This window comes from Pseudoalteromonas rubra, assembly GCF_000967655.1.
Lineage (GTDB): Bacteria > Pseudomonadota > Gammaproteobacteria > Enterobacterales > Alteromonadaceae > Pseudoalteromonas > Pseudoalteromonas rubra_A.
This window is the reverse complement of the sequence record NZ_JXYA01000017.1, coordinates 1-12,750: the sequence shown is the minus strand read 5'-3', so window position 1 is coordinate 12,750 and position 12,750 is coordinate 1. Positions and strand designations below refer to the sequence as shown.

Annotated in this window: 12 protein-coding genes; 5 read left to right on the top strand and 7 right to left on the bottom strand. The window is 46.5% G+C overall.

Annotated elements, in window-relative coordinates; genetic code table 11:
* Positions 1–80: 80 nt before the first annotated feature.
* The 3 genes from TW77_RS08790 to TW77_RS08780 all read right to left on the bottom strand — a co-directional run bounded on the left by TW77_RS08790 (position 81) and on the right by TW77_RS08780 (position 3,325).
* Complete coding sequence (locus TW77_RS08790) at positions 81–1,070, bottom strand: tetratricopeptide repeat protein (protein WP_046004607.1); 990 nt, start codon at positions 1,068–1,070, stop codon at positions 81–83.
* A 321-nt stretch (positions 1,071–1,391) separates the two neighbouring features.
* Positions 1,392–2,093 (bottom strand): purine-nucleoside phosphorylase, encoded by a 702-nt coding sequence (gene deoD / locus TW77_RS08785; protein ID WP_046004606.1) that lies wholly within the window; start codon positions 2,091–2,093, stop codon positions 1,392–1,394.
* A gap of 17 nt (positions 2,094–2,110) precedes the next feature.
* Positions 2,111–3,325 carry a phosphopentomutase gene (locus TW77_RS08780; RefSeq protein ID WP_046004605.1) on the bottom strand — a complete coding sequence of 405 codons (1,215 nt, stop codon included), beginning with the start codon at positions 3,323–3,325 and terminating at the stop codon, positions 2,111–2,113.
* A gap of 316 nt (positions 3,326–3,641) precedes the next feature.
* On the opposite strand from TW77_RS08780, the gene udk reads away from it, so the two are divergent.
* Together udk and TW77_RS08770 are read left to right on the top strand one after the other, a co-directional pair.
* The gene (gene udk / locus TW77_RS08775) at positions 3,642–4,271 is read left to right on the top strand and encodes a uridine kinase (protein ID WP_046004604.1); all 630 of its coding nucleotides are present in this window, start codon (positions 3,642–3,644) and stop codon (positions 4,269–4,271) included.
* Between the two features lie 17 nt (positions 4,272–4,288).
* A complete protein-coding gene (locus tag TW77_RS08770; protein WP_046004603.1) occupies positions 4,289–5,512 on the top strand; it encodes a NupC/NupG family nucleoside CNT transporter in 1,224 nt (407 codons plus the stop codon).
* Positions 5,513–5,612: 100 nt separating this feature from the next.
* Here the strand turns inward: TW77_RS08770 and TW77_RS08765 are convergent, their stop codons facing one another.
* The 4 genes from TW77_RS08765 to TW77_RS08750 all read right to left on the bottom strand — a co-directional run bounded on the left by TW77_RS08765 (position 5,613) and on the right by TW77_RS08750 (position 8,931).
* Complete coding sequence (locus tag TW77_RS08765; RefSeq protein WP_046004602.1) at positions 5,613–6,524, bottom strand: hypothetical protein; 912 nt, start codon at positions 6,522–6,524, stop codon at positions 5,613–5,615.
* Positions 6,521–7,318 carry a glycoside hydrolase family 25 protein gene (locus tag TW77_RS08760; RefSeq protein ID WP_052713115.1) on the bottom strand — a complete coding sequence of 266 codons (798 nt, stop codon included), beginning with the start codon at positions 7,316–7,318 and terminating at the stop codon, positions 6,521–6,523. Before TW77_RS08760 ends, TW77_RS08765 begins: the two co-directional genes overlap by 4 nt.
* Before the next feature lie 140 nt (positions 7,319–7,458).
* A complete protein-coding gene (locus TW77_RS08755) occupies positions 7,459–7,710 on the bottom strand; it encodes a DUF2999 family protein (RefSeq protein ID WP_046004601.1) in 252 nt (83 codons plus the stop codon).
* Between the two features lie 15 nt (positions 7,711–7,725).
* Positions 7,726–8,931 (bottom strand): RsmB/NOP family class I SAM-dependent RNA methyltransferase, encoded by a 1,206-nt coding sequence (locus TW77_RS08750; RefSeq protein WP_046004600.1) that lies wholly within the window; start codon positions 8,929–8,931, stop codon positions 7,726–7,728.
* Positions 8,932–9,533: 602 nt separating this feature from the next.
* On the opposite strand from TW77_RS08750, the gene TW77_RS08745 reads away from it, so the two are divergent.
* The 3 genes from TW77_RS08745 (at position 9,534) to TW77_RS08735 (ending at position 12,660) form a co-directional block, all read left to right on the top strand.
* The gene (locus TW77_RS08745) at positions 9,534–9,755 is read left to right on the top strand and encodes a hypothetical protein (RefSeq protein WP_046004599.1); all 222 of its coding nucleotides are present in this window, start codon (positions 9,534–9,536) and stop codon (positions 9,753–9,755) included.
* A gap of 388 nt (positions 9,756–10,143) precedes the next feature.
* Positions 10,144–11,526 carry a hypothetical protein gene (locus TW77_RS08740; RefSeq protein ID WP_046004598.1) on the top strand — a complete coding sequence of 461 codons (1,383 nt, stop codon included), beginning with the start codon at positions 10,144–10,146 and terminating at the stop codon, positions 11,524–11,526.
* 261 nt (positions 11,527–11,787) lie between these two features.
* Positions 11,788–12,660, top strand: a complete 873-nt coding sequence (locus TW77_RS08735; RefSeq protein ID WP_046004597.1) for a bile acid:sodium symporter family protein — start codon at positions 11,788–11,790, stop codon at positions 12,658–12,660.
* Positions 12,661–12,750: the final 90 nt, after the last annotated feature.

The window sequence follows — 12,750 nt, the reverse complement described above, 5'->3', positions numbered from 1 at the left end:
TTTGTTATGCCAGCCTCTTAAATCTGGCATAAAGTGAGGTAAAAACAAATTTTTATATCATCCCGGTTACTTCAATGTCGTTACATTGACGTACACCAGTGTTTAGCCAGGGCACCAGATAAGGGCAATTGCCGGCTTTTGTCGGGGACGCGTTGGGTTACAGCCTGATTCAAACCAAAACGCGCCGATAACAACGCAACAAACTCCAGGTAATCAGCTGCAATGTCCTGTGTGTCTTGCAGCGCCAGCTGCTGTGCCTGACTGAGATTATTAGCAGAACTATATGACCGGAAGGTGTCCAGCCATTGAATAAAGCGCAGGCCATGATCAGTGAGTAACAGTGGATCGGATGTACTATCCGGGCGCAGTTGATCATAGGCGGCCAGATTGTTCGTTGCCAACGCCACAACCAGCATATTGGCGACCACAGCCTGGGCATTACGCCGATCCTGCATTTTCAGATAATGATTATGGGCTTGCTGATAAGCCTGCTGAGCCTCATCATAGTGTTTAAGTTGCAAAGCCGTGTTGCCTTTAGCAACGTGCAAACCGGCCAGGATAATGCTCGGCAGATACCCCTCGTCGATGCCTTCAAGCAGACGAAAACCAATCGCAGGCTGTCCGGCATTGCGATGTACTATTGCAATATTAATCTTAATAAGCGCTCTGGCATCGTGTGTTCTTGCGTAAGTTAAAGCACAGCGATAATGAGCCAGTGCCTCGTCAGTTTGGCCCGCTTTACGATAGGCAACACCAATATTGTTGATGATATTGAGCTCTTTGCCGTCTACCTCTGAGGCCAGATGCACCGACTGCAGCGCCTTAGCTACCTCTTCAACCAGTGGCCAGTCTTGTTCGCGCGTTGCAGCCATTAATATGTAGCGATATGCCAGTGCGGTGTCAGTACAGGTCTCTTGTTGCAGGCTATGTTTGTGGTTTAAGTAGGTTTGAATTGCCTGCTTCGGTTGGTTAGTTGCCTGTGATTTAAGTAATTCAATGGGCAAAGTACAGCTTGTCGGTGCTGATACAGCCAACGCCCAGGTCAGTAACATCGTTGGAAAAGCCATCATATCTGAACCTAATCATCATCAATCTGCACAGATCCAAGCCTGTGAATAAGCCCAAGCGCTGCGCATAATACCAAGCGCATGAAACGCCGACTGCAACAAACCACCGACCAAGATGCGTGAAGCATGGCGCATACACAACATAATCGCAGCGGATTATATCCAGTTTATAGCAACAATATGAGCGCAACAAATGACAGACAAAAAAAAGCCGCACTAGGTGCGGCTTTTTGGGTGTGATTCGCGTTGTTTTAGGCGTGTCTCCAAAACTCTGCGATTACGTTACCAAGGAACAGGGAGGCCCTTTTTAAAGGACCAAATTCTTTAAATTGATTCTAGAGCAATTTTAACCATTTCATTGAACGTACTTTGACGCTCTTCTGGTGGCGTTGCTTCACCAGTGATCACGTGGTCACTTACTGTGAATAATGCCATTGCTTTTGCGCCATACTCTGCGGCAACACCGTACAAGCCTGCTGTTTCCATATCGACAGCCAGTACGCCCAGCTTGTCTAGTTCAGGGTAAAAGCTGCTGTCGGCCTGATAGAAGGTATCTGTGGTGTATACGTTACCCACTTTTGCTTCAATACCCAGACGACGTGCTGCGTTAACACCGTTTTCAAGCAAACCAAAGTCTGCAATCGCCGCAAAATCATAACCACGTACACGAGCGCGGTTAACGTTTGAGTCGGTGCTGGCACCTTGTGCGAAAATAACATCACGGATTTTTGTTCCCTGATTAATACCGCCACAAGTACCGATGCGAATTAAGTTTTTAACACCAAAGCTGACAATCAGCTCGCGAGCATAAATAGACATAGATGGAATACCCATGCCTGAGCCCATAATACTAACTGGCTTACCGTTATAAGTGCCGGTAAAACCAAACATGTTGCGTACGTCCGTTACCTGACGTGCGTCTTGCAAAAAGTTTTCAGCAATGTACTTGGCACGCAGTGGGTCCCCTGGCATTAGCACCGTTTCTGCAAAATCACCTGGGTTAGCATTAATATGCGGAGTACTCATAACATGTTTCCTTTAAATCAAGCCTTAGCGAGTTGGGCTGCAAAGCCGTCACCATAATCACAAGCAGACAGGTTAAACCATTGAGCCAGTGTCTGACCCATGTCTGCGAAGCTGTTTCTTTCACCTAACGGAGTATTGTTCATTCCGTTACGATACGCCAATACTGGCACGTATTCGCGGGTATGATCTGTGCCCGGTGCGGTCGGATCACAGCCGTGATCAGCCGTAATAAGCAGCAGATCATCGTCTTTTAATTGGTCGATGATGTTCGGTAAATAAGCATCAAACTGCGCCAGTGCTTCTGCATAACCAACCGCGTTGCGGCGGTGACCAAACTTCTCATCGAAATCCACCAGGTTGGTGAAAATCAAGCTGTGGTCCGGTGCACTTGCCATGACTTCGCTGGTTTTTTCCAGCAGATTCATCAGTCCAGGCGCTTTGTGCTTTTGCGTAATACCTTGATGCGCATAAATATCTGCGATCTTACCGATACTGATCACCTCACCACCATCATTTGCCAGCTTGTCTAATACCGTTGGCGACGGTGGCAACACTGAGTAATCGCGACGATTACCAGTACGAATAAAGTCGGCACTCGAAGTGCCTATAAATGGCCGCGCAATCACTCGTCCTATATTCATTTCATCAAGCAGTGCCCGTGCGATTTCACATACTTGATAAAGCTTGTCAAGGCCGAATGACTGCTCATGTGCGGCTATTTGAAACACACTGTCAACTGAGGTGTAGCAAATAGGCATGCCAGTTTTGACGTGCTCTTCACCCAGTTGCTCTAAGATGGTTGTACCCGACGCATAACAGTTACCTAAAATACCGGGGATATCTGCACGCTTACACAACTCATCAATAAATTCTTGTGGGAAACACGGCTGTGTATTGGGAAAGTAACCCCAATCAAACAACACAGGTACGCCTGCCATTTCCCAGTGCCCAGACGGTGTATCTTTACCGCTGGATAACTCTTTTGCGTAGCCCCAGGCTGCTTGTGGCTCGATGCGCTCGGCAACTTCACACGTTTCTTTGCCTGCGGCTTCACATGCGGCAACCAAACCTAACTTACTTAAATTAGGTAAAGATAAGGCTTCGCCTTTTTCTTTCTTATAAGCTGCTAACAAATGAGCGAAGGTATTAGCACCAGCATCTCCAAACTTTTCAGCATCGGGCGCTGCGCCAATACCCAAGCTGTCTGCCATTAATATGATTGCTCTTGCCATAATTTACCTCTCATTTGTTTATTCTGACGCACAACGATTTTGTTTTTTTGTCGTGGTTACTCGTCAGAGGGTGTTACTTTATTTGTAGCCAAAATTAACGTACAGGACATAAGTCCGCTGTCATAAAAGCATAACAAAAAACAATTTGTACCTATATTAATTAAATCCTGTCACTAATTGGACCAGCGGACATAAGTCCTGTTTTGTTATAACCAAAACAATTAAATTTGCGCCTTAAGCGAGGCAAAAGAGATTAATCGTGTCTTTTTTGCTATTGTGATCTTCCAACATTAACAGCTGCTGGGTGTGAACTTTAGTGACACGAACAATTATAGCCATCGCCGGCGCATCTGCGTCCGGTAAATCTCTTTTTAGTCAAACTATTTATAACGAATTAGTAAACGAACTTGAGTCGGGTGCCATCGCCGTTATAGAAGAAGACGCTTATTACAAAGATCAATCGCATTTGCCGTTTGAACACAGAACTCAAACGAACTATGACCATCCGGATGCGTTTGAACATGCGTTAATGAAAGAGCACCTGGCGCAACTGCGTCAAGGTAAGTCTGTACAAGTACCGACTTACGACTATGCTCAACATACACGCAGTAGTGAGACACGCACGGTAAACCCGGCAAAGATTTTAGTCGTTGAAGGGATCTTACTGCTAAGCGATCCAGCATTAATCGAAGAATTTGATATCAAGGTATTTATTGATACGCCGCTTGATATCTGTCTGCTGCGAAGAATGCAACGAGACATAGAAACTCGCGGTAGAAGTATCTCTTCGGTGGTTGAGCAATATCAGGCAACGGTAAGACCTATGTTTTACCAGTTTATTGAGCCTTCAAAGCACAATGCCGACTTGGTCGTTACCCGTGGCGGTATGAATCGCGTTGCGATTGATATTATTAAAAGTAAAATAAAATATTTACTGCAAGAATAATACGGGAACAATCTGGCATGACAACAATAATGAGCTTAGTCGGCATGTTAATGCTACTAGCCATCGCCTACGCCGCTTCCACCAAGCGTAGTGCCATTAATTATCGAACCGTGGGTATCGCATTTATCATGCAAATACTCATCGGCGGCTTTGTACTCTTTGTAGAAGCCGGTAAAAACGCGCTTGCGGCTATGTCGAAAGCGGTTTCATCTGTCATTGGCTACGCCAATGACGGGATCAGTTTTTTGTTTGGCCCTTTAGCGGGAGCAGACAATATAGGGTTTATTTTTGCGATCCAGGTATTACCGGTGATCGTATTTTTCTCAGCCCTGGTCGGTGTGTTATATCACATTGGGATCATGGAGTGGATCATCAAAATCTTAGGGGGTGGTCTACAAAAGCTGCTGAAAACGTCCAGACCTGAGTCTTTGTCGGCAACGGCAAACATTTTTGTGGGACAAACTGAGGCACCTTTAATAGTAAAACCTTTTATCCCTAAGATGACCCAGTCAGAACTCTTTGCCGTCATGGTAGGTGGTCTGGCAACGGTGGCAGGTTCAGTAATGGCTGGCTATGTTGCCATAGGGGTTGAATTAAAATATCTGATTGCGGCCAGCTTTATGGCAGCACCAGGTGGTTTCCTGATGGCCAAGATGATTGTGCCGGAAACTGAAAAGCCAAAAGAAAACCTCGCCGAGGTTGATAGCGGCGACGACAAACCGGTTAATGTGATCGATGCGGCAGCAGCTGGCGCGTCAAGCGGTATGCATCTGGCACTGAACGTAGGTGCAATGTTACTGGCTTTTGTGGCACTGATTGCACTATTAAACGGGTTACTTGGCGGTATCGGTGGGTTGTTTGACCATCCGACACTGACACTACAAGAGATTTTAGGCTATGTATTTGCTCCGGTTGCCTGGATGTTAGGCGTACCTTGGGCAGAAGCCACTCAGGCAGGCAGCTTTATCGGCCAGAAACTGGTTGTAAATGAATTTGTTGCTTACCTGGATTTTATGAATTATCGCGACACGTTAAGTGAGCACACACAAGCGATTGTCACATTCGCGTTATGTGGATTTGCTAACTTGTCATCGATAGCCATCTTACTAGGCGGACTGGGCGGTATGGCGCCAAGTCGAAGAAAGGATATCGCACGCTTAGGGCTCAGGGCGGTTTTAGCAGGGTCTATGGCTAACCTAATGAGCGCAGCAATTGCAGGGTTTTTCCTCTCGCTAGCTTAGAAACTTAATGAGATAAGCCTCAGTTGCAAAACAATTGGTTGGTTGCTTTAAGGGGTTAGAGTAACCAAACTAACTTGAACGATACTTCACCAAAGGGCCTTTATGGCCCTTTTATCGTTTCTGAAGCACTATTTTTTACCATCCGATAGGTTTCCTGTGCATGCAGGTACAGCCCCTTCACAATACGATAGAATCCCCAGATAAGCAGCAATGGCATTAAGATCAGGTCAAACAGATTGACCGCCAGTGTACTCACCAGATAATGCGACAACGCGTTTTGCTGATATCTGACATGCCTGGGCGATACTTTTTCCAGTTCGTGAATGCTCGACTCGGCCTTGTCTTTTAGTGATGCCTTATTTTGTCCGTGCGTGACGTCCTGATGATATTGCAATAACGCTGTGCGGCCCGTGGTTTTATAGCTGGCGCTGACAGAATGACTAATGGCGCCGCTAATATGAATGGCATAAGGCAGCATCAGGTGCAGCAACACAAAGGCAAGTAACAGACCTTCACACACCCGTTTTAAGACCGCACACAGCACCACGGGCAGGCCAAACAGCTCTGCACACAGCCAGATTGTCGCACCGCTCAAAGTAACCACCAATAACGGCATCACGATGACGTGAGCAGCTTCACTAAGCAAGGACAGGATCTCCACGGCAACCAGTGACGCAAGATTAAGATTAATCCCCTGCTGCAAATAATGCGTGACCGTTGCAATCATATTGCCAACATCGACTTTGAATTCGGCAATAAAAGACACGCCCACCTGACTGCTTTCAACCACTTTTAGCAAGCCATTGATCTCGGCAAGATAGAATAAATCGTCCAGCGCCTGCACCTCAACCTGATGCAGATATGCCTGATTACTCAAATACAACGCATCAGGACGATGCTGCCAGTCATGGTAGTGGATCACCACCAGGGTTAAAAATGTCACTACAATCAGCAACAACAATGCCCGCATTACCGTGTGCTCATGCTCCCAGAGCTGTTTTGCAAAGTTCATGATTTTGCTCCCATCGTTGCGCATTTCATTGCATTTAGCCCAGATTCACCCGCTATTACTACATCAACATCAACTTGGGTATGCACCCCTGCAAGTTGGGCTGAATCTGAGTATTGCCATAACCACCAGGCCTTAGCCTGCGCTGGCACACTGGGGCTCTCGGCGTAATCTGCTAACCAAAAAGGGTGACTGGCAAATTGAGACGATAAATTTTTTTGCCAAAAGTCGCCATAACTGTAAAGGAGCGTCTGACATCCAGTGCGCTGCTGTACTGCGGCGATGAACTTTGCAACCCCGTTGCTTATCTGCTCCGCAGAGCGGTTACTGGTGATCTCAACATCCACCATAGGCATGAGCGTGAGCCCAAGGCCCTGCACCGTCTTTATAAAGTTGTCGACCTGTTTATCGGGGTCGTCATCTGGTTCAAAGAAATGATAAGCCCCCACCTGTAAACCCGCCGTCTGCGCGCCCTTGAGATGAGAATAAAATGCAGGATCGCGATAAGTAATGCCATCAGTGGCTTTGATATAAACAAATTGCACCCCGGCTCTGGCAACCTGCTGCCAGTCAACAGTGCCCTGATAATGAGACACATCGATCCCCACTACTGGCTCGGCACTTGGATTACTGAGATACTGCTGCAAATGTGGTGGAAACAAGGCCTGAGCCGGTCTATCCACCTGTTGCGCAGGCGGCATAATGCTGGGTCGGAAAAAATAGAGCAAACAGGCAATGGCCGTAAAAAGCACAAAGACCATGGGTGAATCATGTTCGAGCGTTTTGCTGGAAAGCATTCAGTGTCCTTATCATAAATGGGTGCTACCAAGCGAATAGCATTTAGTTTAGTCAAAGGAAGTGAATTTGTCTGATGAGATGTCTGGTACAATGAATGGGCTGGCTTTACCACCGAGCCCATCCGGATAGGCAGGGTTACCTATTGTTTAAGCTGCGCTTTTGCCTGCTCTACTTTATCGTAATCCAGACCCAGTTCCTGCACCGCTTCTTTGATCAGTGCCGGGTTTTGCATTACCAGTGCCATCAGCTGTTGTAGTTTGTCAGCCGGAATGTTTAGCTGCTGCACTACGGCCATCGCCATTAGCGGATTTTCGGTCAGTGCCTGAAAAACCTCATTGATTTTTTCATCACTAATATTGTGCTCTTTAAGCAGGGCAATAATGGGGTTCATATCTTTTATCCTATATTAATCTAGTGGTGAGTCGTTACGGCGCAACACCGCACCATAAAATCCGTCGAATTCTGAGTTTATACCAGGCAACAGGCTTAGCTCTTGCTGTAATGTCCAGTCGGGGTTTGCATCCAGAAACTGTGCAACCTGTTGTTGGTTTTCAACCGGCAACACGGAGCAAGTTGCGTAGACCAGCTTGCCACCCGGGCGACACATTTGGCTGTAGCGTTGTAACAAGTCTGCCTGCAGCGCAATAAGCTCATCAATACTTTGTTCGCTCAAATGCCACTTACTGTCCGGGTTACGCCTCAATACGCCAGTCCCAGAACATGGCACATCAAGCAGGACTCGGTCAAACTTGTCTTTCAGGCGTTTGATGGTCTTATTATTTTTAATAACCCGGGTCTCAATCATGTGGCAACCGGCACGCTTCGCACGCTTTTTCAGGTTGTCCAGTTTATGCTGATGAATATCCATCGACAACAGACGACCTTTGTTGTTCATCAACGCGGCAATATGTAAACTTTTGCCGCCAGCACCGGCGCAGGCGTCAACCACTTTCATGCCGGGTGCCAGGTCAAGTAACGGCGCTATTTGCTGAGAGCCGGCGTCTTGCATTTCGCACTCCCCCGCCTGAAACGCGCTGGATCTAAACAATCTATCAACAGCCTCAATCGCCAGGGCATCCGGCAACGATGGGGAGACGGGTTCACAGGTTATCTGCTCCTTCGCCAATTTACTGGCAAGCGACTGTGCTGAGCTTTTCAAGGTATTGGCTCTGAGATAATAACCCGGCGCACGATTTAACGCCTGGGCCACAACAGGCCAGTTTTGCCCAAGTTGCGACTCTCCCAGTGCATCAAGCCAGTCGGGGTAACTGAGCTGGACAGCCCTGGGGGCACTCTCAAGGCGCGCTTGCAGATCCGATTTTGTGAGCTCACGCATCTCTTCCCAGTCAGGGATATGTCCATCGTTGAGTACTTGATATGCCTGCCAGATGGGCCAGAAATCCTGTTCAGTCACATTGCCAAGGTACGCCAGCTTGCGCACGAAGCGCACTAAATCATACAGTGTGGTGACAAAATAGGCTTTATCTTCACGACGCCAGTGTGGATTGTCCTGTATATGATGCTGAATAACTTTGTCAGCATATAGGGACTGCTGAGTAATGCTGTTAAATGCGGTGTGTAAAGTACTGATTAGTTGACGGTCAACGGTCACGCGGTGTTCTCTGCCTGCAAATATTGAGTCTGAATTGTAGCGCTTTTAGCGAGCTCAGACCACATGTGGATCTCCGATACACAGCGTCTTAATGAGATGCTCTGTGCCTTCTGAGAAAAGCCTCATCAAAATAACGTAAACATTCTCATTGAAACAGTTTGACAACATGGTCAATCATGCGACAAATTAAAAAAGAGCCTTTGATGTTTGCAGTAAAGGAACAATACCGAACATGACAGAGGATAAAAAATGACACTGACAATGAAAAAATCGCACCTCAAATCACTCTCAGAGGCAAAAAAGATGACCTCAGCCCAGACACCTCTGGTCGCAGGGGGTGAGTTTTCCTGGTGGCACCGGGATTGTATTCCAATGACCGCGGAATGTGCATCTGGCAGCCCTTGTGTGATCACTGGGGTCTGTAACTAAACGCTCATCACGCAGAACAGCCCGCTTGACGGGCTTTTACCCACCCTTCAAAAACAAAAAGTAAACACAATAAAAACAGTTTGACAACACAATGGGCATCGTGCCACATTGAATGTACCTGCAGTAGGAAAGTCGCAGGTCACTTTTAACATGAATAACTAAGGATATAACTCATGAAATTACAAGTAAAAAAGACCAAGTTGAAAGCACTATCTCAGTCTCAGCAGTTAAACCTGGTGCAAACGCCTAACGTTGCAGGCGGCAACATTGAACCTAATAGCAGCTACCCAAGCTACCGCAACTGCCCGCCACCAACCGACACAGATACCATTGCGACCAGCCCTGGTCCTGGTCAGATCTGTGTAATCACAGGTCCTTGTACTGACTTCAATTAATCGTCAGGCAATGCAACTTCTGCCTAAGAAGATTGCATTGCCGTACCATTTACAAGCATAGAATAGCGCCCCTCTTCGGTCTGATCTCTTATTTCATTAACCGAATACATAAATGTCCTCGGTGAACTGTGTAACAGCGCCTGAGCATAACCTGAGTAACCACGGCACCTTGCGACGAATACTAACAACACTGTAGATGGAGCTGTTATAGCACTAAAATTTATCTGTTTTGTTTCACATGCTCCGCCTTCATTTACATCTAAAAACAAGCCAGCGACTTTGAATACACATCAACCTCTTTGTACACAAGACAGTTACATCATTCTCTGTTAGAATGTTGTTGGCTTTAATATGTACGGATATAGCTATTTATAAATTGGAGAAATATATGAAGTTTAAAGCACTCTTTTTGGCTGTCAGTGCCTCTTTGGCACTCAGCGCATGTGGTGGCTCATCAAACGATAAACCGGTTGCAAGTAAAGAACAGCAAAGCACAACCGCATCCACAACCACCACTACTACTAAACCTGAACCAGAAAAACCAACCCCTGTTTTCTCAATAGCAGCAACTCTGGGCAATGCATGCTCTGACGAGAGCGCTGCTGTACTCGCAGATGTCATTTTTCATAATGTCAGTGGCAAGGTCATCTCTAGTGTAAAAACAGGATCAGACGGTAAACTTGCGCAAGCCCTGCCAGAAAATACACATCACGTCACGTTAGTCGCTAAAGATACGAGTAGCATACCTATGACAACTCAGCTCTTTACATTGCTGGATGTTGCTAACACAGATTATGGCACTATAGAGTTCAACCAACAGCAAGTCTGTGATTCTCAGAGAAAAGAAGTCGATCCCAGTGCGCTTGCAGCCAGTCAACCTGATTATTATATCAGTGGGCTAATTGGCAGCGATATATCTGTAAAAGATCTGGGACCAGACAACTCTTATCTTTATCCAGAGAGCAAAAACACAATCCTACATATCAGTAATGAAGATTATAGTGATGTGCGGGGTGGTCTGTTTAATCTGGAAGGCGAAGCGCCAATTGAGTTGACAGATGAAGCATTTGCCAGCCCAGGTGTAAGAGTGAATATCGCTGATTTGCCTTTCTCGAAAATTGACAGTGTAAACTCTCGCGTCTCCCTGGCGTCGTTCGACGACAATGAGCAAATTAGCACACAGTTAATATTTGGCCCTGACTATCGTCACAAGTATATTTTCCCTGAACTTGCAACGACCAGCTACGCATATAACTCGGTGACCGAGCGTGCATCCTTGCCGGGTTTTGATATGTTTACTAAGTCTGCAACCTTTCACGACATTGACAATAATGGTCAGCCCAGAGAAACAGCGCCTTTACTTTATGACACGGCTTTACAAAACGCCTTTACGCAATTTGCTCAGTCCATGGCACAGCAAAGCAATGGTAACCTGTTTGAGTATGATTTCTCTGGTGTTGATGATCGCATCAACCTGGTAGCTATCACACTGCGCTGGGAAGATGTCATCAATGGCGAAGTTAGATGGGAAGTAGTAAGTAAACCCCAGGCTGCGATCCCTGACTTTGAATTCGGCACTGCCATCAATACTAATGTCGACACAGTTGAAGGCTTTGAGCTGAACCTGGATGTGACCGCATTGAATTTCACAGGCGGATTTGATGCGCTTAGACAGGAGTTTCAAAAAGCGGCGGCTGGAAATATATATATAGATACTTCGCTCTTAAAAGGGGCAGCCGTTTACAGCTTTGACATCGAAGTGTCTGAGTAATTCAATAATATATGACATTTCCCGACACCTCTGGCGCTGTTGAACACACAACCGCTGCCAGCCAGTGACGGGATAAAAACGGCCAGTTAGCGTACTAGCAGGCCGTTTTTATTTATCTGCACCGACCGCTTTTAAAAAAGCGAGTTACACCTCATCGCCTCGCATCAAAAAACCTCAACAGCATGGATTAAAAAATGAATGTAACGATGTGCTGTTACACTTGCTAAGATTAATCGAATCGGGCACAACAAGGACTAAAACATGCCATCTGCATTAATTGAAATCGGCTTACCTGTCGCACTGATATTTATTATGGCAGGCGTAGGACTCAGCCTGAAACCAGCAGACTTTCAGCGCGTGTATTTGCAACCCAAAAGCTTTTTTATCGGCGCAGCATGTCAGCTTATCCTGCTGCCCTTACTTGCAATGGCAGTCATTGCGGTTACGGGTTTAACGGGGGAACTGGCAATTGGTTTATTTATTCTTGCTTTGTGCCCGGGCGGAACTACTTCCAACCTTTATTCATACCTGGCCAAAGGGGATGTCGGCCTGTCGGTGTCTTTAACAGCCGTAATAGGGTTTATCACACCATTCAGTTTGCCATTTTTAACCGCATGGGCAATCGGACACTATGGACAAAACAACACCTTAATCGAGTTTCCGATCCTAAAAGCCTGGCTACAACTGATCGTGGTGGGCGTTTTGCCAGTCCTGGTTGGCATGGCTGTCAAAGCCAAGTGGCCCGCCTTTGCTAAAGCAGCCAGTCCCTATATCAGCTGGTTCTCGGTCGCGGTGTTACTTTTGGTGATAATCAGCATCTGTTTTAAACTGGGTGATAAATTGGTGAGCTACGTGGTACTGGCAGGGCCCTCTGTTATCACCTTAAACCTTATTTCTATGCTTGCCGGATTTGTGGTGGCGCACACTTTATTGCACTGCGCGACACAGACTCGCACCATTACGCTCGAAGTTGGTCTGCAAAATGGCACACTCGCTTTGCTGGTGACCACAGGCTTGCTGGATAACGAAGTGATGTCTATTGCACCGAGTATTTACAGCTTGTTTATGTTTGTCAGTGCTGGCTTATTTACTGCCTGGGTTACTAAAGGACCGTCAAAGTCCTCAAGCGGGTAAATCGGCTGCTCGGTTTAAATGCATGACCTGTTAATAGCAATGCGCATGAGCAGGGTGTGACCCCAAATTGGGTAGTGTTCAATTTTCTGT